The sequence below is a fragment of the Ruegeria sp. AL11 genome (assembly GCF_056540865.1).
This window is the reverse complement of the sequence record NZ_JBQFXO010000001.1, coordinates 253,650-279,267: the sequence shown is the minus strand read 5'-3', so window position 1 is coordinate 279,267 and position 25,618 is coordinate 253,650. Positions and strand designations below refer to the sequence as shown.

Sequence of the window (25,618 nt, the reverse complement as noted above, 5' to 3'; positions counted from 1 at the left end):
GAAATGGCGAAAAGCAAAAAGCCAAGTCCACAACTCAACGCGCTCGCAACATATTCGGAACTGGCAACAAGCAGAAAGCGAAGTCCCCAAAACCTTCCAACAACAAGTCGCGAAGCGGCAAAGTTCAGAAAACAACCCTCGCGAACGTTGGGCGAGAGTTCAAACGCGATGTGGAAGAACTGTTCGGCAAACGCTCTCGTGTGAAACCCAAGGCCAGCGGAAAACGCTTAAACAAAGCCTATCGCAAAGCGTCCATTGCTCCGGTCGAATACTCCCCGCGACCGGTTGCCCGTTCGGACTATCGCACCAAGCGTTACGACGAACAAAACCCGGACAAGCGTAGATACCGCGATCCGCTTGTGGCTGCGATTACCGACCCGTATGGCTCGGACAAGTTGCGCAACCTGAACGCATCGAAAGCGGCGGCTCCGGCGTTTCGCAACGCGTCTCCCAACAGCAATGTCGGCAAGATCGCGACCTATCAGGCCGCTGCGGAAACCTACTATAACCTGCGCGGAGATCTCTATGACGCACGGCGCGAGCTACGTGATCTGAACGAAAGCTATGACGGCCGTAGCAGCGACGACATTGCGGACGACATTGCCGCGCTTGATCCCTCGGACCCCAATTACGAGGACGACCTGAACGCGCTAGAAGATGAACTGCGTGACGCCGAAACCTATGAAGAGGCACGTGACGACCTGCGCGCAGATGTCAGGGATTTGCGCCACGAAACCCGCGACGCCCTGCAGGACGCAGAGACCGCCTTCTTCGACGCGTCCAAAGGCCGGACAGTGACCAAAGGCACTTTGTCTCAGTTCCACGGTTACCTGGATCTGCCGCAGCCGCGGCATCGCTACAAGGATGGAGTAACAATCCAGCCCGTGCCCTACGATCCTGATCGTTACAGATACACCAAAGACGATGCGACCTACGAACTGTGGGATGAAAAGCGGGATGTTTATGACACCTATTCGCATCAAAAGAAGGATCGGTATCGCTATTACCGCGATCCGCTTGTGGCTGCGATTACCGACCCGTATGGCTCGGACAAGTTGCGCAATCTGAACGCATCGAAAGCGGCGGCTCCGGCGTTTCGCAACGCGTCTCCCAACAGCAATGTCGGCAAGATCGCGACCTATCAGGCCGCTGCGGAAACCTACTATGACCTGCGCGGGGATCTCTATGACGCCCGGCGCGAGCTGCGGGACCTGAATGAAAGCTACGACGGTCGTAGCAGCGACGACATTGCCGACGACATTGCCGCGCTTGATCCCTCGGACCCCAACTACGAAGACGACCTGAACGCGCTAGAAGACGAACTGCGTGACGCCGAAACCTATGAAGAGGCACGTGACGACCTGCGCGCAGATGTCAGGGATTTGAGAGTTGATGCATTGGTCGCTGAGAAAGAGGCAGAACATGCCTTTTTCGAGGCTTCAAAAGGTACCACGTTAACGAAACAGTCTCTCTCTGAATTCCATTCGAACTTGCAGCTTCCTCTGCCGGGTAGGTAGGTTCAGCATTCGGGGCATGTTTTGACCTAGGACTTAATTGCAATTGCGGCTTGCCTAGACTGGGTGAGCCGCCCATATCTATGTCATGCTTCGCTTAACTCCGATCCTTCTGGCGATTGCCTATGGCCTTGTGATGTACCGGATTTCCATCTGGCGCACCCATCGCGAGTTGGATCAGAAGTCGACCGAACTGGCTGACCCTGCCCTCAAACGGATGACGGACCGGCTGGCCGCCGCGTTAGAGATCGCGCGGGTGCCGGTCTATATCTACGAGATTGACCCGGTGAACGGCTTGGCGGCTCCGGACGGGCGGATATTCATCACACGCGGGTTTTATCGCAAGTTTCGCAACGGTGAGGTCTCGGCCGAGGAGATGGCGAGCGTGATTGCCCATGAGTTGGGTCATGTGGCCTTGGGGCATGCGAAGCGGAGGATGATTGATTTCTCAGGCCAGAACGCAATGCGGACCGCGTTGATCATGGTGTTGAACCGGTTCATTCCCTTCATCGGGGCCATGATTGCGAATGCGCTGACCTCCCTGTTGGCGTCGCGTTTGTCTCGGCAGGATGAGTATGAGGCCGACGAATATGCCGCCGCCTTGCTGACCAAGGCCGGGATTGGGATCGCGCCGCAGAAATCTCTGTTCCACAAGTTGGAAGACCTGACGCAGCAGCGTGCCGGAATTGTGCCTGCGTGGCTGATGAGCCATCCAAAGACGGATGAGCGGATTGCGGCGTTGGAGGCTTTGGAGCAGCGTTGGGCGCGTGGCTGAGGGTGTACAGCGAGAGGCCAGCCTCTCGCGCTCTCCGGGATATTTTTAGCCAGATGAAGGGGGATCCCGTTTAGGTGGTCAGGGCTTTGCCCAGGCGCGGCAGGCGGGCTTTTTTCATGAGCGCGCGTAGGGTCCATTGATCGCCCGATAGGCGGTTGGCTTCGGACAGGACCGCCTTGGCCGCGTTCGTCATGCCCGTAGGGTCGGTTTGCCAGAAGCTGTGGAGCAGATTGTCTGGGTCACGGCGCTCAAGGCCCTCTTCGGACAGGATGTTTCTGGGGAAGTCCTTGGCGTTGACGGTGACGATGACATCCGCCGAGGCCTCGATGGCCGTGGCCAGAACGTGGATATCGGCCTTGTCGGGCAGCCAGAGACGTTGTTCGATACCCATTGCTACCTTGCGTTCGGCTTTGGGCCAGTGCGCTTGGGCTAGTGCGATCTCGGCGCGGGCCTGTGCTTCGCCTTCGGGGCCGAGTTTACGGGCGGCGCGGGCCCATTCTTCGAGGATGCGCGCGGACCAGATGGGGGTGAAATGGCCCAGTTTTGCCGCGCCCAGCAGCATCTCACGCATCACCGTGGGGTAGATGACGCAGGTATCCAGAACCGCCTTCACAGCCGGTAGAATACGGCTTTGAGGTAACCGCTTTCAGCCAATTGCGGCAATTGTGGATGATCGGGTCCGGCAAAGCCTGTGTGGATCAATTGCGCCTGCCGTCCGGCCCGTCCGATCCCGCGAGAGGAGGCATCGCGGAAGCGGCCCAGATCTGCGGCATGAGAGCAGGAGCAGAGGCCCAAATAGCCGCCTTGTTTCACAAGTGGGGCGGCGAGGCGAGCGATGCGTTCATAGGCGCGCAGGCCGGCGTCGAGGGCTTGTTTCGAAGGCGCAAAGGCGGGCGGGTCGCAGATGACGACGTCGAACTGTGCGCCCTCTTCACCCAGTTGTGTCAGCACATCGAAAGCGTCGCCTTGGCGGGTCTGGAACCGGTCAGCACATCCGCTTGCTTCGGCCCCTTTTGTGGCAAGATCCAATGCAGCGGCAGACCCATCGACGGATAGTGCCCGTGCCGCCCCACCTGCCAACATGGCGAGGCCGAAGCCGCCCACATGGCTGAACACGTCCAAAACCTGAGCATCGGGATGCATCAAACGCGCGGCAAAAGCGTGGTTTGGGCGCTGGTCGTAGAACAAGCCGGTTTTCTGGCCGCCGGTCAGATCGGCCATGTAGGTCGCTCCGTTCATGGGCACAGGCAGAGGCGTGACTGGCGCGGTTCCGCGCAGAGTTTGGTTGACGTCGTCCAAACCCTCCAACCCGCGGGTCCGGCCCGAGGCGTTTTTCAGAACGGTTGCCACGCCGGTCACCTTGACCAGCGCGTCGGTTAGCACCTCCAGATGCGCCTCGGCCCAGGCGGCGTTGGGCTGGATTGCGCAGGCATCGCCAAAACGGTCAATGATCACACCGGGAAAACCATCGGCCTCGGCGTGGATCAGACGGTAGTATGGCGCGTCAAACAGGCATTCGCGCATCTCAAGCGCGCGGCGCAGGAGGGTCTCGAACCAGTCCGCGTTCAGATCGGCCTCAATATTGCGATCCAGAACGCGACACATGATTTTCGACTCCGGGTTGACCGCGACCAGAGCGATCGGCGCGCGTTTGTCATCCTCAAGCACGGCCAGCGCCCCAGCGGGGATTTTACGCGTGCGCCGGTCGGTGACGATGTCGTTGGCATAGACCCAAGGAAAACCATGACGCAGCCCGCGCGCATTGGCTTTGGGTTTCAGGCGGATACGGGGGCGGTCAGCGGCTTGGGTCATGACCGCCTCATAGTCGCGAATAGCCCGAAGGAAAACCCCCTAGCGCGGCCGAGAGCGCCAGCCGCCGCGCCGCTTGGGCGCTTGGGCGGCCTGAAGCCCTTCGGTCATCACTTGCGTCATGGGATGGTCGGCCTCCCGCGCGGAATAGGCCGCGTGCAGTTGGGCCAGAGCCTGTTTCTGATCTACGCCATCGGGCAGGCTGAGCGCCCAGTCCAGAAAGATGCTGCGGCATTCAGGCATGGCGATGCCTTCGATGTTATACGCCTCGCGGATCAGGCCCTTGGGGTCGTTTGGGTCAGTGCTGCGCGCCATCTTCATCCTCTTTGATTACGCTGCCGATGATTTCGGCGGCGGTGGAGTAGCTGTCCTGCAATGCGGATTGCAGCGATTCGACCTGTTCGTACCCGGTAGCGCGGCACAGGAAGGCCGCTCCGCCCTCGCCGATTTTGTCCGCCTCAATCACCTTGCCCGAAAGCAGCCGCGCCGCGCATTGTACCGACCAGCATAGATCGTAGCTGTCCTTCAATGTTTGTGCCTGCGCGACATCCAACAAACCGGCAGCGACCGCCCCGTCGAGGCCAGACACTACATCCCGGTTTGCGAGGCCTGCCATCAGCGCTCCGGTCTCGGCCATCAACTCGATATCCATCATCCGGCCCGGGCCGTTCTTGGCATCCCAAACGCCCGCCGGGGCCTTGGCAGCCGCCAGACGTGTTCGCATTTCAGCCACTTCGCGCAGAACTTTGTCTGCCTCCCGAGGCCGCGACAAAAGCTCGGTTCGGAAGGCTTCGATGTCCTGAGCCAAGCCCGCGTCTCCGGCGACGACATGCGCGCGAGACAGGGCGAGATGTTCCCACACCCAGGCCTCTTCCTGCTGGTAATGCGTGAAACTGGCCCAACTGGTGGCCACCGGCCCCTGATTGCCTGAGGGGCGCAGGCGCATGTCGACCTCATACAACCGCCCCTGAGACATCGGCGCCGAAAGCGCCGTGATCAGCGCCTGCGTAAACCTTGCGTAGTAGGTGCGCGTGGCCAGTGGGCGGGGACCGTCGGACATGTCCTGATCAAGCGGATCGTAGATTACGATCATATCCAGATCGGATTGCGAGTTGATCCGCCCTGCCCCCAGTGACCCCATGCCCAGAATGGCCGCTCCGCGCCCCGGTGCCGGGCCGTGTTTGTGGGCGAAGGTGTCGGTCACGTAAGGAAGGATCGCGGCGATAACGGCTTGCGCCAGCTCGGCATATTGCCGACCCGCCTGCGCCCCGTCGATCAGGCCGCGCAGGTGGTGAACGCCAATGCGGAAATGCCATTCCTTGCACCAGCGCCGCGCCAGATCCAGTTGCGTTTCATAGTCGGCTTCCTGCGCCAGTGCTTCCACCAACTCGGCTTGCAAAACCTCCATACCAGGCCAATCGCTGAAGAAACTGCCCCCAATCACCGCGTCAAACACAGAGGCGTTGCGCGACAGATGTGACGCCAGCGCATGCGAGGTGCCAACAATGTCGATCAAAAGGTCGATCAGATGTGGGTTGGCCTCAAAGAGCGAGAACAACTGAACACCCGCTGGCAGGCCTGCGAGAAAGCCATCCAAAGCCAACAGGGCCTCATCGGGTTGCGCGGTTTTGGCAAGGCGCGAGAGGAGCTCGGGCTTCAACCGGTCGAAGATACGTCGCCCGCGCTGAGACCTCAGGGCCGGATATGTGGCCCAGCGGGCGAGGATATTTTGGTCGAACGTCACCTCAGGCGCGGGCGTCGGCGTAGGCCCTGCGCCCGGTGCAAAGAAGCCTTCGGTCAGCTCATGCACTTCGGTCAGGCGGCGCATCAGGTCCTTGGTCAGATCGCTACTACTGAGACCCATCAGACAGGCGACCCGTTCGATCCCGTCTTCAGATTGAGGGACCTTGTGGGTCTGAGCGTCATGGATCATCTGAATGCGATGTTCGACCTCGCGATGCGCGCGATAGTGATCGGTCAGCTTTTCCGCAACCTCTTCCGGCACCCAGCCCTTCTGCGCCAGAGCCGCCAGCCCAGGCACCGTGCCGCGCACGCGCAGATCGGGGTCGCGCCCCCCTGCAATCAACTGCCGGGTCTGGGTGAAAAACTCGATCTCTCGGATGCCGCCCTGCCCCAGTTTCATGTCATGACCGGGGATCGAGAGGCTGCCGCCCGTTCCTTTGTTCTCGCGGATACGCAGGCGCATGTCATGGGCGTCCTGAATGGCGGCAAAGTCCAGATGCCTGCGCCAGACAAAGGGTTTCAGGGTGTCCAGAAACCGCTCTCCGGCCGCAAGATCCCCCGCGCAGGCGCGCGCTTTGATATAGGCGGCCCGCTCCCAAGTGCGGCCGAGGCTTTCATAGTAGCGCTCTGCCGCCTCCGTCGCCATGCAGACCGGGGTCACTGCGGGGTCCGGTCGCAGGCGCAGATCGGTACGGAATACATACCCGTCGGCGGTTTTGTCGCTGAGCGTGGCGCAGAAATTGCGCGTGGCTCGCACCATTCCGTGACGGGCTTCGTAGAAATCATCCGGGTCAAAGCGCGTTTCATCAAACAGAACGATCAGGTCGATGTCCGAGCTGTAGTTCAGCTCATGCGCGCCCATCTTGCCCATCGCGAGAATGACCATCCCGGCAGCGGTTTCGACATCATCCTCGGTCTTTCCAGGCAGCTTCTTGCGGCGGATCAAGGCAGCAATCTCGGCCTTTGCAGCCACATCCGCCGCCAGTGCGCCAAAATCAGTCAGCGCTGCCGTTACCTTTTCCAATGGCCAAGCACCCGCGATATCCGCCAAAGCGGTCAGAACAGCCATCCGCCGCTTGGCCAGCCTTAACCCCGGCTTGAGCTGATCAGGCGCGAGGGTACGCGCGGCCTCCATCACCTCTGCCAAGGCGTTGTCTGGCTGGTGCATGGCCTGCGGCAGCCACACTTTCTCTTGCTCGATCAGCCCCTTCAGATACGGGCTGGACCCGGCGGTTCCGGCGATCAGATCGCCTTGCTCAGTCGTCAGGTCGGCAAGCAAAGCGCGGGTTTCGTCGCCCAAGGATTGGTCGAACGCGCGCGGCAGACGGTTGATGGTCAAACTCTCAGTCATACCCGGACCCTGCGCACCGCTGGGCGGCAAGGTCAATGCGGCAGACGCATTATTCCTGTTCGACCGGAGTGTCCTGACTGAAACTGTTGATCCAAGCGCCTGCCCGACGCTCCCAAAGGGAAGATATGAGCATCGCCTCCCACTCCTCCGCGCCTGGTCGCACATAGTCAGCCCGATAGGACAGCAATACGATATCCGGGGTCAAAATCCGCAAGCGTTCTTCGCTCAACTTGAATTCCGCCATTGTCGGAGCTTCAGCGAACTGCCCGACATGGTCGTCCCGATTTGCAAAACCCGAGGGGTAGACACCCAGGAAATCAGCACTCAGAAGCGCCCTGTCAGCATGGGCATCGCCTGTCACCAAAGCAGACCATACCTGCTTTTCCAGCTCCAAGATCTCTACAAGCGTTGGCGCATTTATGTTCTCAGTCATCATGCCCGCACCCTGCTGCCCGAGGCCTGCGTCGTCAACCAAATCTGAAAATGTAAATCTTTTTCACATATACCCCTTGCAACGCCGCAAGCGCTACCCATCTAGATCATGTGAAAGGAATTTACATCAACCCCAGGAGAGACTACATGACCGCATTGTCCGAACCCGCCGCACCCGCAAATCCGGGGTGGCTCTATCGTGCCGAGGCTTGGATGGACGACAAAGGCAAAGGCGCCTGGATCGCCGCCATGGTTCTTGGGTTCATCTTCTTCTGGCCCGTGGGCCTCGCCCTTCTGGCCTATATGATCTGGAGCAAACGCATGTTCAGCAAGTCCTGCACCCGCCGCAAATCCTGGCACAGTCACATGAGCGCAATGAAGCCATCAGGCAACAGCGCCTTCGACGCCTACAAGGCCGACACCCTAGCCCGTCTGGAGCGTGAACAGCAGGATTTCGAAGCCTTCCTGCGCCGCCTGCGCGAAGCCAAGGACAAAGCCGAGTTCGACCAGTTCATGGATGAACGCGCCCGTGAAAACCACGAAGACGATGGCAAAGGCGAACCGGCCTGAATTGACTTGCCCTGTCCCGACCATTCGGGACAGGGTAGCACGACCCTCCCTTTCGGAAACCTGACCATGAACCACCTGCCCGATCCCGATACTCAACCCGAGTTCTACCAGTCCGTCGCAACCAAGCGCTTTGTCGCATGGTTGTTCGACATCGCCTTTATCTCACTTCTGTGCATCGTCCCCGTCTTCCTGACACTTGGGACCGGGCTGTTCTTCCTGCCGCTGATCTATGCCGTGATCAGCTTTGTCTACCGGGTCATCACGATCTCGAACGGGTCTGCCACGCTTGGCATGCGGTTCATGGGGATCGAGCTGCGCGACGCATTCGGCGAACGGATGGATATGGGCAAAGCGGTGGCCCACACGGCCGGATACTTCCTCAGCATGGCGTTCTTCGTGGTTCAGATCGTGTCTGTCATCATGATGCTGACCAGCGCGCGGTGCCAGGGCCTGACGGATGCCTTCCTTGGCACAGTCATGATCAACCAGCGGGCCTGAACGCAACACACTTGAATCACTTGGCGGCTTGAAAATCCGTTGCTATCATCCGGTGCGAGGCTACATGGGACCTTCATGCGACACACGCTGCCAATTGCGCCACAATTCTATGTGACGGCCCCCCAGCCCTGCCCTTACCTTGAGGGCAGGATGGAGCGCAAACTCTTCACCGCTCTGCAAGGCGCAGGCGCGGATCAGTTGAACAATTCGCTGTCCCAACAAGGGTTTCGCCGGTCGCAGAACGTTCTCTATCGACCATCCTGCACCGATTGCGCCGCCTGCCTTTCCGCCCGGATCGACGTCTCGGCCTTCCGCCCGACCAAAAGCCAGAAACGCGCGGCCAAACGCAATGGATATCTAGAGCGCCGCGCAACCTCGCCTTGGGCCACCGACGATCAGTACGAGCTGTTCCGTCGCTACCTCGATACCCGCCACGCTGATGGCGGCATGGCCGATATGGACGTTTTCGAGTTCGCCGCGATGATCGAGGAAACCCCGATCCGCAGCCGCGTTGTGGAATATGCCGATCCTGAAACCGGAAACCTGATCGCCGTCAGTCTGACCGATGTTCTGGATGACGGCCTCAGCATGGTTTATTCCTTCTACGATCCAAACCAGCCGCAGAACTCCTTAGGCACCTACATGATCCTCGACCATATCGAGATCGCGCGTGAGGCTGGCCTGCCCTATATCTACTTGGGCTATTGGGTCCCCGGCAGTCCGAAAATGGGCTACAAAGCCAAGTTTTCGGGGCTGGAGGCCTATGTTCAGGGGCGCTGGGAGAAAATCTCCAACCCCGAGGCTTTCGCAGATGCCTCGCACCACCCTCTCGCCTCGGCCCCGATAGCTGAGCAAGTGGCAAACATCCAACTGCCCGACCGCCACCCCACCAAAGGCTGATCCTTTCATGAAACAGAGCCTGCACGCTGTCACCCTTGTGGTGCCTGACTACGATGCTGCGATCAATTTCTACACTGCAACGCTGGACTTCACCCTTTCCAAAGACATTGATTTGGGAGGCGGGAAACGCTGGGTCCTCGTCACGCCGCCGGGTTCGGGCGAGGCCTCTCTATTGCTCGCCAAGGCCGACGGGGCCGAACAAGAGGCCGCTATCGGCAACCAAACCGGAGGTCGTGTTGGGTTCTTTCTGGAAACCGATGACTTCCAACGCGATCACGCAGCAATGCGGGCAAAGGGTGTCCATTTCGAAGAAGAGCTTCGTGTTGAACCCTATGGCACAGTCGCGGTTTGGCAGGACCCTTTCGGCAATCGTTGGGACCTCATCCAGTTCGCCTGATCCTGTTCATCCGGCTGAAGAGAACTCTTTTAAAGTCCGCGAAAGCGCTTCGCCTTAAACCCTAAACAAGAAAGCAAAAAGGGGGGCCGCAGGCCCCCTATTTCTTTTGGATTAGACTTAGCGGATCAATTCGGGATCAGATCCGGCACGATGGTCACAATGGTCGGGAAGAACCATAGGATCGCAATACCGACGACCTGAATGATCACGAACGGTACGACGCCGCGATAGATATGGCCCGTCGTCACCTCTTTCGGCGCAACCCCTCGCAGGTAGAACAAGGCGAACCCGAACGGAGGCGTTAGGAACGAGGTCTGCAGGTTCACCGCCACCATGATGGTCACCCATTTCGGATCGAACGACCCGCCATAGATCACCGGCCCAACAATCGGGATCACGATGTAGATGATCTCGAGGAAGTCCAGCACAAAGCCCAGAATGAACAAGACCAGCATCACGATAAGGAAGACCGTGAACTCGTTGTCAAAGCTGCGCAGGAACTGCTGGATGTAATGCTCACCCCCGAAGGAGATCACCACAAGGTTCAGCAGCTGCGACCCGATCAGGATGGTAAACACCATCGAGGTCACCTTCGCCGTCTCGCGCACCACGGGCGTCAGAACCCCGCTGGAGAAAAGGACCCAGCAGCCGAACAACAGACCGAACAGCGCGTAGAGATACGTCGCATAAGCCAGGATGAAGGCGATCCAGGTCTCAACCGGGACATTGCCCTGATTGATCCGCAGATCGAAATTCACGCCCATCAGCAGACAGATGATGACTGCAAAGGTCGACCAGATGATCACACTACCGGACCGGCCCTGATCCTGCAGCTTGCGGTAAGCAGCCAACATGATCGCACCACCGGCACCCAGTGCCGCAGCAGGTGTCGGATTGGTAACACCGCCAAGGATCGAACCCAGCACCGCGATGATCAGAACCAGCGGCGGGAACACTACTCGGATCAGATCGTTGGTGGCACAGCGGGCGGCGGCCTCTTTACAGCCGTAGATCGCGATGGCGAAGGGGATTGCCAGCAAAACGAATGTCGCCCCGGATGAGGTCGTCGGCTGGATGAAGAGAATATCCACCAACAGCATCAACAACAGGCCAATCGCCCCAACTATCAGAGGTTGCGGCGAGCGCGAAGGCGCGATGCCACGACCCAGAACCAAGGTCAGCGCCAGCAGCACCACCACAATCGAAACGCCCGTTCCGATCGGAGCCGCATTGGCGATCTTGGCGTCACGGGCTGCAGCGAGTTCCTCCTCGCTCAGGCGCTCGGCGCTGGCAACACCACCGGCGGCGTCGATTGCCTCTTGCTCGGCCACGGCCTGATCCCAGGCGGATTGGCCATGCAGCTCGATCATCGAGGCCTGACACTCAGCCGAGACATTCGTGCGCAAAGACGCACCCTGCCCCACATCCGAGAAGGCCGAGACCGAGATGTTCTGGCTGCCGATCACACCCGCGCTGCCCAGAAGCACCGCACCGACGATGATCGCAACCGGCGCACCCAGCAGCCAGGTCAGACCCTCAGAGCGGGTGATCGTCTCACCAGAGCCACCCGACAGCTCAACGGCCGGAGCCTTGTCCGGATTCAGCAGCGCATAGCCAAAGGCATAGAGCGCGTAGAGCAACGCCAGCATGATCCCCGGCAACAAAGCCGCTTGGAACAAGGTTCCAACCGAGACCACCGCAGGTTCCCCCAAAAAGGTCAGCGCATCGGTACAGCCCGCCTCGACCGCACGCTCTTCCTGTGCCGTCGAATAAAGGTCACCCGCCAGCGTACCCAGAAGAACAATCACGATCGAGGGTGGGATGATTTGCCCAAGTGTCCCCGAGGCCGCGATCACACCTGTCGCCAACTCGGGCGAGTAGTTGTTTCGCAACATCGTCGGCAGCGCCAAAAGGCCCATGGTCACCACGGTCGCACCAACAATCCCGGTCGAGGCGGCCAGAAACGCACCCACGACAACAATCGACACTGCCAGACCACCGGGCAGCGGTCCAAAGACACGCGCCATCGTTGTCAGCAGGTCATTGGCGATCTTGGAACGCTCCAGCGTGATTCCCATCAGAACGAACATCAACACGGCCAGAAGGGTTTCAATCGACTGACCGGCCAGAACCCGTTCGTTCATGCGGTTGACGATGAAGGAAACGTTCCGGTCCAGCGCGGTTTCCCAACCTGAGGGGAAGACCGGCTCGCCTATCCTTGGTAAGTCCGGGTATCGGAAAACCGAGACCGTATCGGGTTTCACCCCGGAATTCACTAGGTCTCGGTAAGCTTGTGAGCCAGTGTCAATCGCCTGGTGGATCAGCAGTCCGGCGCTGTCCAGCGCGGCGATGATCCCGAAGGAGATCACACCTGCCCCACCGATGGCGAAGGCCACCGGGAAGCCTGAAAGAATGCCTCCGAAAAGGCAAAAGAATACGATAATGAGGCCTATCTCGACGCCATCAAGTCCGAATAGCATTGTCTTGGTCTCCGTCCTTAATGTGCGCCTTCGTAGGCTTCTTCACCCTCACCAAGGCTATCCTTGTCGAGGTATTTTCCGGCGCTTTCCGGCCCTTCCACGTATTCCAGATACGACCGCCACAGGAAGGCAACCGCGTGCAGGAACACCATGCCCGCAAAGATCACGAGCAGGATTTTGAACAGGAAATACGCGTTGAAACCGTTCGGGCTGAAGCCGATGGTTTCCACGTTCCAGCGCAGGGCGCGCGACTTGGCCACCAGCCTGTCCAGCGTGTCACTGGCCGAGGGTTTCGGCACGATCAGGTGCCGCCACATGAAATACCAGCCATACATCCAGGTCAGCACGGCCATTGGCATCATGAACAGAACGGCGCCACACATATCAACGACGCGCTTGGCACGGTGGCTAATACCGGCATAGATCAGGTCAACCCGCACATGCCCGCCCTGCACGAAGGTGTAAGTGCAGCACAGGCAGACGACCATCGCGTTATAAAGCTTCAGTTCTTCGGCAAACCAGCTGATGTCCTGATTGAAGGGAATACCCAGACCAAAGGACATATCAGGCCGGGCAAAGACACGCTGCATGAACACGATAACGATCTGCTGGATCACCATCAGCAAACCCGCCCAGGCAAAGAACCGCCCGGTTGTGTTGGCGAATGCCTCGAGCCCGCGCACCATGCCCCACATCACGTTTCGGTAGTAGAGGCCGATGGCTGTCAGCACCAGAAACAGCGTGAAAACCACGAAGAAGAACTCGACCGAGCCTCCGTAGTAGACAAAGCGCATGATGGATTCTTTGTCGGACCAATCCAGCCACAGCTGCGGATGCGTGATCGCATATCCAAAATTATAGAAGGCTTCGGCAATGTTCTGAATGAACCAGATCAGTCCATTCCACAGGGCGCCGAAAAACGAGATACCGTTATCGTCCTGCATGTTGTCCCCGGGTCACGTCAGTTGCACTGCAAATTATAGCGGCATGATGGGTCCGCGCATATGCAACAAGAAAGGCTCCCCCGCGATTGCGGGGAAACCGTTTGGTCAGTTCACTTGGGATTAGCCGCGAACGCGGTCGCGCTGAGCGGTGTAGGCACCCGACGACAGGTTCAGCCAGCCCGAGGACGATGCCATCGACGCCATTGCGCTGTCGTGGATCTTCTTGAACAGCTCGTCGCCCATGTTCTCGTCCAGAACCTCTTGCGAAGCCTGACCGAACGCATCCCAAACGCTGTCTGGGAATTCCATGACCTTCACGCCACCCGACTGCAGACGCTGCAGAGCTGCACCGTTGTTGGCCAGGAACTGCGCCAGGTTCCACTGGTGCGCTTCGGCAGCTGCGATCTCGATGATCTTCTGCTGGGCCGGTGTCAGTTCGTCGAACACGTCGCGGTTGGTTGCCAGCGACAGACCTGCGCCCGGCTCGTGGAAGCCCGCGGTGTAGTAGGTCTTGGTGATTTCCTGGAAGCCCGCTTTTTCGTCCGCCCAGGGGCCGATCCACTCGGTGCCGTCAATCGCACCCGAGGACAGCGCCTGATACACTTCCGAACCCGGAATGTTCTGAACCGATGCGCCCAGTTTGCCCAGCGCCTGGCCACCCAGACCCGGCATACGGAACTTCAGACCCTGGAAATCCTCGGGGCCGTTGATCTCTTTCGAGTACCAGCCGCCTGCCTGCGCACCGGTGTTACCTGCCAGGAAGGATTTCAGACCGAAGATCGAGCCCAGCTCGTCATGCAGCTCCATGCCGCCGTCGTGGTAGTACCAGTTCACCAGTTCCTGCGCGGTCATGCCGAACGGAACAGCGGTGAAGAAGGCATAGCCCGGGTGCTGACCCACAAAGTAGTAGTCCGCCGCGTGGTACATGTCGGCCTGACCCGACGAAACGGCGTCGAACACTTCGAACGCGCCAACCAGCTCGCCTGCAGCTTTGATTTCTACGTTCAGGCTGCCATCGGACATCGCATTGATGCTGTCGGCGCAGCGCTGCGCGCTGTCGAACACGCCGGCAAGACCACGACCCCACGAGGTCACCATGGTCAGGGTCCGCTGACCCTGCGCATAAGCCGGTGCCGCCAGTGCGGTTGCCGCAGCAGCCGAGCCGCCAAGAGCAGATTTCTTCAGAAATGAACGACGATCCATATGAGTGTTCCTCCCCTTCATAAGTCATCACCCGGAGGTGTCCGGGCCTGTCGCTTTCAATGGATCGGAGCCTAGAGGCAGGGATATGAAAGGGAATACCTACTACTGCGTAGAAACCCGAATTTCTGCCCGTTTTTCGCAGATAAAACCGGCAAAAAAGCCAGCCATCCCACGTTCCCGAGGGCATTTACACCCAGAAACGCTCAATCTTTTTGCATTTTCGCCGCCGCTTGCGTATCGATTCGACCATGCAAAGACTCCGACATCTGGTTTCGCTGACTTATGCGCAGAAACTGTCTTTGGTTGCGGCCATCCCTTTGGTCGTTGCCGTCGCGGCCATTGCCTTTCTGGTCGCCTATCAGGCACGCGCAACATCCGAGCGCGAAATACAGGCGCTGGAGCTACGCCTGATCGAAGCCAAGAAGGAAGAACTGAAGAACTATGTCACACAGGCGCGCAACGGGTTTGCCTATATCTACGGGCGCGCTGAACCTGACGATGATGTCGCCAAAACGCTGGTCACGCAGATCCTTTCGGCGATGATCTACGGACAGGACGGGTTCTTCTTTGTCTATGACTATGACGGTACGAACCTGGTAAGCCCCCGCCAGACACAGTTCATCAACCGCAATTGGGACGGTCTGACCGACAGCGACGGTACTCCGGTCGTGGATGAGTTCATCCGTCTCGCACGCCAAGGTGCAGGCTGGCACAGTTTCATGTGGGAAAAGCCCTCGACCGGGGAAGAGGCGCAGATGATCGCCTATGTTGTGGGCCTGCAGGATTGGCGTTGGGCCGTGGGCACCGGTGTTTTCATCGACGACATATTGGCGACCGTCGCCAATGCCCGCGCCGAGGTCGAGGACCGGGTCCAGCGCACCTTTATGTATATCGGTGCCATCGTTGTGGCCTCGGTTCTGATCGTGTTTGCCTCGGGCATGTTGCTGAACATACGCGAGCGTCGGCTGGCGGATGCCAAGCTGAAAGAGTTGACCCAGCGGGTCTTCGACGCCCAGGAAGAAGAACGCGGCCGCGTCGCGCGCGAACTGCATGACGGGATCAGCCAGATCCTTGTCGGAGTCCGCTATGCGCTGGACAATGCGCGAAGGCGCTTGTCCCGAGGCGACGACGCGGGCGCGCAGGCCCCATTGGACAAGGGCATAGATCACCTTGGCACGGCGATCACCGAAGTGCGCCGCATCAGCCGCGACCTGCGCCCCGGCGTGCTGGATGATCTGGGCCTCGGCCCGGCCCTCAAGGCGCTGACAGATGACTTCCGCGAACGCACAGGGATCGAAACCGAGTTTTCGACCGTCGTTTTCCGCAACCGGCTGGATCAGGACAGCAAGATCGCCCTCTACCGCATCGCTCAAGAAGCTTTGACCAATATTGAGCGCCACGCAGACGCCTCGCATGTTACAATCGATCTGCGCGGGCACAAGAAAGGCGCGACCATGCGGATCACCGATGACGGGCGCGGGCTGCGCTCTGAACCGGATCAGAGCGGCACCGGCATCGGGCTACGCAACATGCAGGAACGGATCGAACAGCTTGACGGCACGTTGCGTATTCTGTCATCACGCGGCCCGCACGGGGGCACGGTGATCGAAGTCAGCCTGCCCCTCAGCCACCTGTTGCCGCCGCAGGAAGACGCAACACCGAACCGAAAGGCCGGGACATGACCATCCGAGTCCTCATTGTCGACGATCACCCCATGGTGGCCGAGGGCATCCAGTCGATCCTCGAAAGCTATGATGAGATTGAGGTCGTCGGCACTCTGGGCAGCGGTCAGGCCGCCGTTGATCACGCGGCCGAGTTGGCACCAGACGTGATCCTGATGGACCTGAACATGCCCGGCCTTGGCGGCCTGAGCGCGACCGAACTGATCCTCGAACGCCTGCCCGAAACCCGCATTTTGATCCTGTCGATGCATGACAGCCCCGAATACATCTCGACCGCTCTCAGCCATGGGGCCAAAGGATACGTGCTGAAAGACGTCCCCACGGACGAGATCAAAGAGGCGATTGATGCCGTGATGAAGGGCGAGCAATATCTATGCACCGGCGCCAGTGGGTCCTTGAAACCCAAAGGCGACAGCGCCCGCGAAGCCCTGACCGGGCGCGAACAGACCATCCTTCTGGAACTGGCGCAGGGCAAATCCAACAAGGAAGTCGCCCAAACGCTCGATATCTCGGTCCGGACGGTCGAGACCCACCGCAAGAACATCAAACGTAAACTGGGCATTTCCTCAACAGCGGGCCTCACCCGCTATGCGCTGGAACATGGCGTGTTACAGGGCACCGGCGTCGGCTTCTGAGCCTCCCGCAGCGCGGCACACGCTGCCCGGCCCAACTAGAGGAGGCGCGCCGCAGGCGCGTTGACGATGGGCGGGAGGGTTACCCGCGCGGCCTGATATCCTCGCCGAAAAAGATCAACGTCCCATCCTCGTCAATAACGTGAAATTCGCGTTGCTGATACGGCTGATCAAACGGAGGGCGCACACGTCCGTCGGGCAGATCTTCCAACCTCGGTTTGAGGCTATCATACAGCGCATCAAGCCCCTCGACATCTATGTAAAAGGACTGCTCTTCACCCAGCAGCTTGCCATCGTCTCGCGGCGGGCATTCCAGCAGCCGAATAGCCACCGGTCCGCGCGAAAGAAAAGCATAATTGTCCTGTCGAAACCCGCAGCTGAATCCCAAGCGCTCACAATAGAAATCAATCTGGTTCTGCAACGACGAACACAAAACAAATGGAGTGAGTTGCAATATACGCGCCATGCCAAAGCCCTCCCTGAATGGGCCCTAACCTACCTGTGTCGGCAACTCAGTCCAACAATTCATCAGCCCGGCGGCCCTCACGTGCGTAGTGATGCGGCAGAACCCGGCCATAGAGCTGCCGCGTCCTCTCAACCCCGCCACACATACCTTCGGTGTCCACAAACGAGAAGATGCCAACGTAGCGCTTGCGCGCGCCTTCAACCGGCGCAACTCGGTGCAGGGCATAGCGACCCTTAAAAATTTGCAGATCACCGGGCTGCAAGTCGATCCGGTGAACGGCCTGCATATTGCCGTCCAGAACAGCCCTTACCGCCGAAAAATTCTCGTCGTCTGAACTGCGCAGATCCGGGGCATATTCAAACGCACCGCCTGTTTCGGCATTCTGAATAGCCAAAGTGACAGTGTAGTTGTTGGTGTCGAAATGCCAGGGAAACCCCTGCCCCTCTTCCACGACGTTGATGATGACATCCGCCAGCGGATCATCATAGCGAAAGAACCGATCCTCAGGCTCATCCAGCGCATCGCGAATGAAGGGCAGAAAGCCGTTGAACTCGTAGATGCGCCGCAGAGGACCTGACCTAGGGAAATTGTCCGCGGGCACAAACGCATTCGACCGGTCATAGAAACGACGTACCGGATGCCCGATCCCATAGCTGGTGTCATCCTTGGTGAAATAAACATTCGTACGGTTGAAAGACCGATGAGCCTTGGGCGCGACGGCATCTGCCTCTACCAGTAACTGCTCCAACCCGCCCTTATGCACAAAGCCCGGCAGAACCGCGCATCCGTCATGTTCTAGCTCTCGGCGCAGATCACCGATCAATTGGCGGTACGCGGTCGAGTCCGGACGATCAATCGGATAGCGCCCCAAATCCACGAGTTCCTGCAGCAAGGCCGACCTCCTTATTTGCCCCTCTTAGCAATTAGCCTGCCGCAGCACATGGCGCGCTTCTGGTTCATTTCAGACATCGCGTTGGCGGATTTAGACAAGTCAGAAATCCGTCAAAACACCACGTGACCCCTTCTGCTTTACCGGAAATTCCCGACATGCGTCATTTTGCGCAACAAAATGTCGCAAAATTCATCAATCCGGTCATGAAATTCATACGATTGACTGTTGACGCTCCGTCGTGCCGAACATAATGTCCCCTGCAAGCTGATAAGGAGCCTCTGGCGATGAACACGCTAGTCGTAATCGTAGGAAACACGCGTATGGGCCGGTAACGGAAAACCACAATCGAACCCATGCGCCTCCGAAAAACTCGGGGGCTTTTTTTTGGCAAACGCAAGACACATGTCGCGAACGGAGCAAAGCAGATGACACGTGAGATGACCGGCGCAAAGATGGTGGTTCAGGCCCTCAAGGATCAGGGCGTGGACACAGTATTCGGATACCCCGGTGGCGCCGTCCTACCGATCTATGACGAGATCTTTCTGCAAAACGACATTCGCCACGTCCTGGTGCGGCATGAGCAAGGCGCGGTCCACGCGGCCGAAGGCTATGCCCGGTCGACTGGCAAACCCGGCGTTGCGCTGGTGACATCCGGCCCCGGCGCGACCAACGCGGTCACCGGTTTGACGGATGCGTTGCTGGACTCGATCCCGATTGTTGTTCTGACCGGTCAGGTTCCGACCTTCATGATCGGCTCGGACGCGTTCCAAGAGGCCGACACCGTTGGCATCACCCGCCCCTGCACCAAGCATAACTGGCTTGTGAAGGACACGGATTCTCTGTCTGAGACCATGCACGAGGCGTTCCACGTCGCCACCTCGGGCCGTCCGGGTCCGGTGCTGATCGACATTCCCAAGGACGTACAGTTTGCGTCCGGAGACTATACCGGCCCCAAGGCCTCGACCTCTCGCTATCAGCCTGTTCTGAAGGGCGATCTGGAAGAGATCACCGAACTGGTCGCCGCGATGGAAACCGCCAAGAAACCCGTTTTCTACACCGGCGGCGGCGTTATCAACTCGGGCCCCGCAGCCAGCCAATTGCTGCGTGAACTGGTGGATGCGACCGGTTTCCCGATCACTTCGACCCTGATGGGCCTTGGCGCTTATCCGGCGTCAGGTGAGAACTGGTTGGGCATGCTGGGTATGCATGGTCTCTACGAGGCCAACCTGGCGATGCATGATTGCGACCTGATGATCAACATCGGCGCGCGGTTCGACGACCGGATCACCGGGCGGATCGACGCGTTCTCGCCGAACTCAAAGAAGGCGCATATCGACATCGATCCTTCGTCGATCAATAAGGTGATCCGCGTCGACATCCCGATCGTCGGCGACGTCGCCCATGTGCTGGAAGATATCCTGAAGGTCTGGAAATCGCGCGGACGTAAGACCGATGCGGCCTCCGTCGCCAAGTGGCAGGAGCAGATTGCCGACTGGCGCAAGGTCAACTGCCTCGCCTACACCAACAGCGAGAAGACGATCAAACCGCAATACGCGCTGCAACGCCTTGAAGAGCTGACGAAAAACCACGACCGCTATATCACGACCGAGGTTGGTCAACACCAGATGTGGGCCGCGCAGTACCTTGGGTTCGAGGACCCCAACCGCTGGATGACCTCAGGCGGTCTGGGCACGATGGGTTATGGCACTCCGGCCTCAATCGGTGTGCAGATGGCCCATCCGGATGCGCTGGTGATTAACGTGGCGGGCGAGGCCTCGTGGCTGATGAACATGCAGGAAATGGGCACCGCCGTTCAGTACCGTCTGCCGGTGAAACAGTTCATTCTGAACAACGAACGCCTCGGCATGGTCCGCCAATGGCAGGAGCTGCTGCATGGTGAGCGGTACTCGCATTCGTGGTCCGAGGCCCTGCCCGATTTCGTCAAGCTCGCCGAGGCCTTCGGGGCCAAGGGCATCCTGTGCTCCGACCCAGCCGATCTGGACGACGCGATCATGGAGATGATCAACTACGACGGTCCGGTAATCTTTGATTGCCTTGTTGAAAAGCACGAGAACTGCTTCCCCATGATCCCGTCGGGCAAAGCCCATAACGAGATGCTGCTGGGCGAGGCCGAAACGCAGGGCGTGATCGACTCCAAAGGTTCGGTTCTGGTTTAACAACATTCGTCGGAATTGACCGGGCGCCCGACGCCCGATTTTCGCAAGATGATGAAAGGGACGTAAATGTCTGCCCTACATATCAAAAAAGGCTCTACCCGCCATTCGGCCTATAACCTACGCCCGACCTTTTCGGACGTGCAGGAGCGCCATACGATTGCGGTTCTGGTTGAGAACGAGCCGGGCGTTCTAGCCCGCGTGATCGGCCTGTTCTCGGGCCGTGGCTACAACATCGAAAGCCTGACCGTGGCCGAGGTCGACCACACTGGGCACCTTAGCCGCATCACCATCGTGACCACCGGCACCCCGCAGGTGATCGAACAGATCAAAACACAGCTGGGCCGTATCGTGCCGGTTCACGAGGTCCATGACCTGACTGTCGAAGGCCCCTCGGTCGAGCGGGAACTGGCGATCATCAAGGTCGTTGGCGAAGGCGACAAGCGGGTCGAGGCGCTGCGTCTGGCCGATATCTTCCGCGCCAATGTGGTCGACAGCACGTTGAACTCGTTCATATTTGAGATCACGGGCGCTCCCGACAAGATCGATGCTTTTGCTGACCTCATGCGCCCGTTGGGGCTCGTCGAAATCGCCAGAACTGGCGTTGCTGCCCTGTTGCGCGGCGACTGACAACTGCAAGGTCCCGGCAGGGCATCGCCGGGACCCTTCGCTTTTTTCGGCAAATGTCTATTTGATACTTCGCGCAAAAAAGCCTGCAAATAAACTGTAAAGGTCACCCCCAGTAGACAAATACCTATTGCCTTTACCCAACGTCGGATTAGCATCTCTGGTGCAACGCGGCGTGGGGAAACGTTGCTTTGGGGTCATCTTTACGATTTCGGTCACACATCCGGTCTGCCGATCTGCACCGCTGTTTTCACGACTGAAACCGCCGATGCAGGGGGAACCGATGCCAGAGGATACGCGCAGCCCGGACGAACTTCGCGCCATGTTCGGCGCGAACCTCAGACGCTTGGCGCGAAACTACCCTTCGATTTCTGCATTGTGCCGCGAACTAGGCATCAACCGAACGCAGTTCAACAGGTATCTTGCGGGCGAGAGCTTTCCGCGCGCGGATGTTCTGGACCGGATATGCCGCTTCTTTGATGTGGATGCCCGTATCGTTCTGACCCCGCTTGACGACATCCCGGATGCCAATACGCATCATGTGAACGCCACTCTGACGCAATTCCTCGGCTCGGGCGCTCAGGCCACCCACGACTGCACCTTTCCGCCGGGGTTTTATGCGGCGACGGACACCCGGACGTCCATTGTTTTGCACGCCAAACGGCTGCCACAATGCACGTTGATCCGTGGCTTCACACCGCGCAGCGTGATGCCCGGCAGCCCATCCATGGCACGAGAGGTGCGCGGTATAGCGAGCTGTTCCGGCGATTATGTCTACATGCTGATTTCCGGTCGTAACGGCCAAAACAGCCGGGTCTATGTGGTCAGCAAGAAAGATACCCTCTGGCAAGGTACAAGCTACACGCGCCCGGACAAAGACGACGCGCGCCCCGTGACCCTGACCCGGCTGGGGCAGGATGCAACAGATGCGCTCGGCGCCGCGCGCAAGCTGATAAAGGCCCACAGGCCCGACTAGCGCTAGCTCGGGTCATCCTCGCAGATCAGGCGATACAGGTGCCAGCTTGCGTGACCTAAAAGCGGCAGCACCAGCAGCAATCCCAGGAACCACGGCACCATCGCGACAAACGTCAGCACGGCGATGAAAATGCCCCACCCGATCATGACCGGAAAGTTGGCCTTCACGTAAGAGAAGCTCTCGATCATTGCCGTCACGAAATCCAGCTCGCGGTCCAGCAGCATCGGGATGGACAGCACGGTGATCATGTAGAGGATGGTGGCAAAGACCGCCCCGACGGCCGACCCTACGGCCAGCATCATCAACCCGTTCGACGTCAGATATACCTCGAGCGACGAAGACACGTTCGTCAGCGTCGACAGCCCCATGAACAGGGCAAAGATCATATGACCCAGAAAGAACCAGAACAGAAACATCACCACGATGATCGCGGAGATTGAGGGCAACTGGCGGCGGCTCTGTTGTAAAACGACTCCGAATATCGCCTTGAAATCAAGCTCCTCCCCCGCCTCCAAGCGACGTGAGACCTCATAAAGCCCGACCGCCGCAAACGGTCCGATCAGAGGGAACCCGATCGCGGCGAGGACCAGCCAATAGCTTGTTCCCGTCCGAAGGGTCACCCAGGCGATCGCCCAGCCCGCCAGCACATAAAACCCCGCAAATATCAAGCCGAACAGCGGCGCCCTGCGGAGGTCAACCCACGCCCGCCGCATCGCCTGTTTCAGCATCCCACTGTCAACAGGGCGCATCTGAGGCGCTCCGAAAGGTCTTTCCATCTGTTTCTCCTCCCCGTCTGGCCCTATCTCATCGCGGGTCTTTTCTGCGGCCATGTCGTTGCGTCGTGATACACGGCACCCATGGACAGTAGCCGCGCATCCGACCCCTTGGGCCCAAATAGCTGAAAGCCCATTGGCAGGCCTTCCGCTCCGAACCCGGCAGGCGCAGCCAGACAGGGCAAACCAATCAGGCTGACCGGCACCGTCACCTGCATCCAGCGATGATAGGTATCCATCGCCTGCCCCATAATCTTACGCGGATACGGCGGCTCGACATCGAACGGCCAGACCTGTGCGGCCGGCAAAACCAAAGCATCATAGTTCTGAAACAGCTCAGCCGCCCGCCGGAACCACTCCGACCGGGTAACGCTGGCCTCATGCACCTGCATCGCGGATAACGCCAAGCCCCGCTCTAACTCCCACTGTGCGCTGTCCTTCAAGGCCTCTGAATTGCCCCGCAACGGCTGCAGTCCCGCTGCCACCGCCCAGGACCGCAGGGTAACCCAACTGTCCCACATCATTTCGGCACCGAAGGGTGGAGACACATCTTCAACCACTGCGCCCTGGTCTTCGAAAACACCTAGGGCATCGCGGCAAAGGTCCAGAATCCCGTCCTCAATCGGAAACGCGCCGCCCCAATCTCCCAACCACCCAATCCGCGCCCCGCGCAGATCAGCGGCTTCAACGGGACTCACGTGCCCGGCATCTGTGACCAAAGATGACCGGGGATCAGCGCCTGAGATCACGTCGAGCAAAAGCCCCAGATCCTCAGGGCTGCGCGCCATCGGACCCAGAGTCGATAACTGATGCAGAAACCCATCTCCAACTGGTTCCGCCGGTACCCGCCCCCAACTGGGGCGAAATCCGTAAATGTTGTTCCACGCGGCCGGGTTTCGCAGGCTTCCCATCATATCCGAGCCATCGGCCAACGCGACCATCCCAGTCGCCAACGCAACCGCCGCGCCGCCAGACGACCCGCCACAGGTACGCGCGCCGTCATAGGGGTTCCGAGTCGCGCCATAGACCGGGTTGAACGTGTGCGACCCCAGCCCGAACTCGGGTGAGTTGGTCTTACCAATCAAGATCGCCCCCGCCGCGCGCATCCGCGCCGCAATCAGATCGTCCTGTTCGGGCACAAAATCGCGAAACAGCGGCGATCCCTGCGATGACACTATCCCGGCGACATTGACCAGATCCTTCACCGCAATCGGCACCCCATGCAATGGCCCCCGCTTGGGACCCGCATCCAGCGCCACCGCCTCGGCCATCAGATCATCCGCATCGCGCAGCGCCACAATCGCATTGACCGCTCCATTCACGGCCTCGATCCGCGCCAAAGTCGCAGCCATCACCTCGACCGCCGAAACAGCACTAGATGACAGCCGACCGATCAGCGCCTTTGCGGAAAGCTGAGTGACATCCATCCGGGTTGCAATCGCCTCGATCCGTTGAATTCATATCCAGCCTAGCCGCGCACCCCGACCAATAAAACCCATTGTTTAAATACATCTTTTCCCGAATGGCTAAGCACCACCCGGATCCCCTTCATCTGGCTAAAAATATCTCGGGGGAGTCGCGGCTTGCCGCGGCGGGGGCAGCGCCCCCTGCGCAGACTTAGTCGCCCTGCGCCTCGGACCGGCTTTTGCCCGCTACGTTCAACGCCAGCGTCGCCGCCATGAACCCATCCAGATCTCCGTCCAAAACACCTTTGGTATCCGAAGTCTCATGATTGGTCCGCAGATCCTTCACCATCTGATAAGGCTGCAAGACGTAAGACCGGATCTGGTTGCCCCAGCCCGCATCTCCCTTGGCCTCATGCGCCGCGTTGATATCGGCGTTCCGGCGGTCCAGCTCTTGTTGGTAGAGGCGCGATTTCAGCGCCTTCATGGCGATATCGCGGTTCTGGTGCTGCGACTTCTCGGACGACGTCACAACGATCCCGGTCGGGATGTGAGTGATCCGCACAGCCGAGTCCGTGGTGTTCACGTGCTGTCCACCCGCGCCCGAGGACCGATAGGTATCAATACGAATATCGGCTGGGTTCACCTCAATCTCGATATTGTCATCGACCACGGGGTAGACCCAGACCGAGCTGAACGAGGTATGCCGCTTGGCTGCCGAGTCATAAGGCGAGATTCGCACCAGACGATGCACGCCGCTTTCCGACTTTAGCCAGCCATAGGCATTGTGACCGGAAATCTTGTAGGCCGCCGACTTGATCCCGGCTTCTTCACCCGCTGTTTCGGATTGCAGCTCGACCGTATAGCCCTTCTTTTCCGCCCAACGCACATACATCCGCGCCAGCATCGAGGCCCAGTCGCAGCTCTCGGTCCCGCCCGCGCCCGAGTTGATCTCGAGGAAGGTATCGTTGCTGTCAGCCTCGCCATCGAGCAGAGCCTCCAGCTCTTTCTTGGCGGCTTTGTCCTTCAGAGACTTGATCGAGGCTTCGGCGTCCTGAACAACCTCTTCATCCTCTTCCATCTCGCCCAGCTCGATCAGCTCGATATTGTCGCTGAGATCAGTTTTGATGGACTCGTAGGTCTCGATCGCGTCGACCAGCATCTGCCGTTCGCGCATGAGTTTCTGTGCGTTCTCGGGGCTGTCCCACAGGTTCGGATCCTCGACCCGCGCATTGAATTCCTCAAGCCGATGGGGCGCGGTTTCATAGTCCATACGCTGCGCCAGCAGCTCTAGCGACTTTTCGATTTCCGCCACGATATTCTGGGTTTCGGCGCGCATGGTCTTGCCCCAACTTGGTCAAACAGGACTGCGTGATA

The 25,618-nt window shown here is 59.3% G+C and carries 24 protein-coding genes; 11 read left to right on the top strand and 13 right to left on the bottom strand.

Going from position 1 to position 25,618, the window contains the following annotated elements:
• Nucleotides 1-170 precede the first annotated feature (170 nt).
• Nucleotides 171-1,517 (top strand): hypothetical protein, encoded by a 1,347-nt coding sequence (locus ACR0IP_RS01385; protein ID WP_480523364.1) that lies wholly within the window; start codon nucleotides 171-173, stop codon nucleotides 1,515-1,517.
• Between the two features lie 85 nt (nucleotides 1,518-1,602).
• Complete coding sequence (locus tag ACR0IP_RS01380) at nucleotides 1,603-2,289, top strand: M48 family metallopeptidase (protein ID WP_170688817.1); 687 nt, start codon at nucleotides 1,603-1,605, stop codon at nucleotides 2,287-2,289.
• Nucleotides 2,290-2,359: 70 nt separating this feature from the next.
• Here ACR0IP_RS01380 and ACR0IP_RS01375 read toward each other — a convergent pair whose 3' ends face one another.
• Genes ACR0IP_RS01375 through ACR0IP_RS01355 form a run of 5 tightly spaced genes read right to left on the bottom strand, consistent with a single transcriptional unit; the run spans nucleotide 2,360 to nucleotide 7,628 of the window.
• Nucleotides 2,360-2,902, bottom strand: coding sequence for an RSP_2648 family PIN domain-containing protein (locus ACR0IP_RS01375; RefSeq protein ID WP_170373963.1), 543 nt, complete (start codon nucleotides 2,900-2,902; stop codon nucleotides 2,360-2,362).
• Nucleotides 2,899-4,101 (bottom strand): RSP_2647 family RNA methyltransferase, encoded by a 1,203-nt coding sequence (locus ACR0IP_RS01370; protein WP_480523361.1) that lies wholly within the window; start codon nucleotides 4,099-4,101, stop codon nucleotides 2,899-2,901. The genes ACR0IP_RS01375 and ACR0IP_RS01370 overlap by 4 nt, the downstream gene beginning before the upstream one ends.
• Before the next feature lie 39 nt (nucleotides 4,102-4,140).
• Complete coding sequence (locus ACR0IP_RS01365) at nucleotides 4,141-4,413, bottom strand: hypothetical protein (RefSeq protein WP_480523359.1); 273 nt, start codon at nucleotides 4,411-4,413, stop codon at nucleotides 4,141-4,143.
• Nucleotides 4,397-7,192, bottom strand: a complete 2,796-nt coding sequence (locus ACR0IP_RS01360) for a [protein-PII] uridylyltransferase family protein (RefSeq protein WP_480523358.1) — start codon at nucleotides 7,190-7,192, stop codon at nucleotides 4,397-4,399. The genes ACR0IP_RS01365 and ACR0IP_RS01360 overlap by 17 nt, the downstream gene beginning before the upstream one ends.
• A 49-nt stretch (nucleotides 7,193-7,241) precedes the next feature.
• Nucleotides 7,242-7,628, bottom strand: a complete 387-nt coding sequence (locus ACR0IP_RS01355; protein ID WP_480523356.1) for a DUF4440 domain-containing protein — start codon at nucleotides 7,626-7,628, stop codon at nucleotides 7,242-7,244.
• A gap of 143 nt (nucleotides 7,629-7,771) precedes the next feature.
• Between ACR0IP_RS01355 and ACR0IP_RS01350 the strand changes: the two genes are divergently transcribed.
• From ACR0IP_RS01350 to ACR0IP_RS01335, 4 genes are all read left to right on the top strand, one after another.
• Nucleotides 7,772-8,194 (top strand): DUF2852 domain-containing protein, encoded by a 423-nt coding sequence (locus ACR0IP_RS01350; RefSeq protein ID WP_480523354.1) that lies wholly within the window; start codon nucleotides 7,772-7,774, stop codon nucleotides 8,192-8,194.
• A 66-nt stretch (nucleotides 8,195-8,260) separates the two neighbouring features.
• Nucleotides 8,261-8,692 (top strand): RDD family protein, encoded by a 432-nt coding sequence (locus ACR0IP_RS01345; protein WP_480523352.1) that lies wholly within the window; start codon nucleotides 8,261-8,263, stop codon nucleotides 8,690-8,692.
• A 75-nt stretch (nucleotides 8,693-8,767) separates the two neighbouring features.
• The gene (locus ACR0IP_RS01340) at nucleotides 8,768-9,592 is read left to right on the top strand and encodes an arginyltransferase (protein WP_170373969.1); all 825 of its coding nucleotides are present in this window, start codon (nucleotides 8,768-8,770) and stop codon (nucleotides 9,590-9,592) included.
• 7 nt (nucleotides 9,593-9,599) lie between these two features.
• Nucleotides 9,600-9,989 (top strand): VOC family protein, encoded by a 390-nt coding sequence (locus tag ACR0IP_RS01335; RefSeq protein WP_170373970.1) that lies wholly within the window; start codon nucleotides 9,600-9,602, stop codon nucleotides 9,987-9,989.
• Nucleotides 9,990-10,114: 125 nt separating this feature from the next.
• Here ACR0IP_RS01335 and ACR0IP_RS01330 read toward each other — a convergent pair whose 3' ends face one another.
• The 3 genes from ACR0IP_RS01330 to ACR0IP_RS01320 form a co-directional block, all read right to left on the bottom strand.
• Nucleotides 10,115-12,469, bottom strand: coding sequence for a TRAP transporter large permease subunit (locus tag ACR0IP_RS01330; RefSeq protein WP_170553241.1), 2,355 nt, complete (start codon nucleotides 12,467-12,469; stop codon nucleotides 10,115-10,117).
• 17 nt (nucleotides 12,470-12,486) lie between these two features.
• Nucleotides 12,487-13,413 carry a TRAP transporter small permease subunit gene (locus ACR0IP_RS01325; protein ID WP_170466343.1) on the bottom strand — a complete coding sequence of 309 codons (927 nt, stop codon included), beginning with the start codon at nucleotides 13,411-13,413 and terminating at the stop codon, nucleotides 12,487-12,489.
• A 120-nt stretch (nucleotides 13,414-13,533) separates the two neighbouring features.
• Nucleotides 13,534-14,616, bottom strand: a complete 1,083-nt coding sequence (locus ACR0IP_RS01320; RefSeq protein ID WP_170373973.1) for a TRAP transporter substrate-binding protein — start codon at nucleotides 14,614-14,616, stop codon at nucleotides 13,534-13,536.
• Nucleotides 14,617-14,864: 248 nt separating this feature from the next.
• Between ACR0IP_RS01320 and ACR0IP_RS01315 the strand changes: the two genes are divergently transcribed.
• Both ACR0IP_RS01315 and ACR0IP_RS01310 read left to right on the top strand, forming a co-directional pair.
• Nucleotides 14,865-16,298 (top strand): cache domain-containing protein, encoded by a 1,434-nt coding sequence (locus ACR0IP_RS01315; protein WP_170466340.1) that lies wholly within the window; start codon nucleotides 14,865-14,867, stop codon nucleotides 16,296-16,298.
• Nucleotides 16,295-16,933 (top strand): response regulator transcription factor, encoded by a 639-nt coding sequence (locus ACR0IP_RS01310; RefSeq protein WP_480523348.1) that lies wholly within the window; start codon nucleotides 16,295-16,297, stop codon nucleotides 16,931-16,933. The genes ACR0IP_RS01315 and ACR0IP_RS01310 overlap by 4 nt, the downstream gene beginning before the upstream one ends.
• Nucleotides 16,934-17,012: 79 nt before the next feature.
• On the opposite strand, the gene ACR0IP_RS01305 is transcribed toward ACR0IP_RS01310, so the two are convergent.
• Together ACR0IP_RS01305 and ACR0IP_RS01300 are read right to left on the bottom strand one after the other, a co-directional pair.
• Nucleotides 17,013-17,396, bottom strand: a complete 384-nt coding sequence (locus tag ACR0IP_RS01305) for a bleomycin resistance protein (protein ID WP_480523347.1) — start codon at nucleotides 17,394-17,396, stop codon at nucleotides 17,013-17,015.
• Nucleotides 17,397-17,442: 46 nt separating this feature from the next.
• The gene (locus ACR0IP_RS01300) at nucleotides 17,443-18,288 is read right to left on the bottom strand and encodes a HalD/BesD family halogenase (RefSeq protein WP_480523345.1); all 846 of its coding nucleotides are present in this window, start codon (nucleotides 18,286-18,288) and stop codon (nucleotides 17,443-17,445) included.
• Between the two features lie 425 nt (nucleotides 18,289-18,713).
• On the opposite strand from ACR0IP_RS01300, the gene ACR0IP_RS01295 reads away from it, so the two are divergent.
• The 3 genes from ACR0IP_RS01295 (at nucleotide 18,714) to ACR0IP_RS01285 (ending at nucleotide 22,065) form a co-directional block, all read left to right on the top strand.
• A complete protein-coding gene (locus ACR0IP_RS01295) occupies nucleotides 18,714-20,465 on the top strand; it encodes an acetolactate synthase 3 large subunit (RefSeq protein WP_480523343.1) in 1,752 nt (583 codons plus the stop codon).
• Nucleotides 20,466-20,531: 66 nt separating this feature from the next.
• Nucleotides 20,532-21,092 carry an acetolactate synthase small subunit gene (gene ilvN, locus ACR0IP_RS01290; protein ID WP_170373979.1) on the top strand — a complete coding sequence of 187 codons (561 nt, stop codon included), beginning with the start codon at nucleotides 20,532-20,534 and terminating at the stop codon, nucleotides 21,090-21,092.
• Between the two features lie 280 nt (nucleotides 21,093-21,372).
• On the top strand, nucleotides 21,373-22,065 hold the full coding sequence (locus ACR0IP_RS01285) for a helix-turn-helix domain-containing protein (protein ID WP_480523341.1): 693 nt from the start codon (nucleotides 21,373-21,375) through the stop codon (nucleotides 22,063-22,065).
• Between the two features lie 2 nt (nucleotides 22,066-22,067).
• Here the strand turns inward: ACR0IP_RS01285 and ACR0IP_RS01280 are convergent, their stop codons facing one another.
• From ACR0IP_RS01280 to prfB, 3 genes are all read right to left on the bottom strand, one after another.
• Nucleotides 22,068-22,841 (bottom strand): DUF2189 domain-containing protein, encoded by a 774-nt coding sequence (locus ACR0IP_RS01280; RefSeq protein WP_170688831.1) that lies wholly within the window; start codon nucleotides 22,839-22,841, stop codon nucleotides 22,068-22,070.
• Between the two features lie 23 nt (nucleotides 22,842-22,864).
• Nucleotides 22,865-24,265, bottom strand: a complete 1,401-nt coding sequence (locus ACR0IP_RS01275) for an amidase (RefSeq protein ID WP_480523338.1) — start codon at nucleotides 24,263-24,265, stop codon at nucleotides 22,865-22,867.
• Between the two features lie 190 nt (nucleotides 24,266-24,455).
• Nucleotides 24,456-25,580, bottom strand: a complete 1,125-nt coding sequence (prfB, locus tag ACR0IP_RS01270; protein WP_170373982.1) for a peptide chain release factor 2 — start codon at nucleotides 25,578-25,580, stop codon at nucleotides 24,456-24,458.
• Nucleotides 25,581-25,618: the final 38 nt, after the last annotated feature.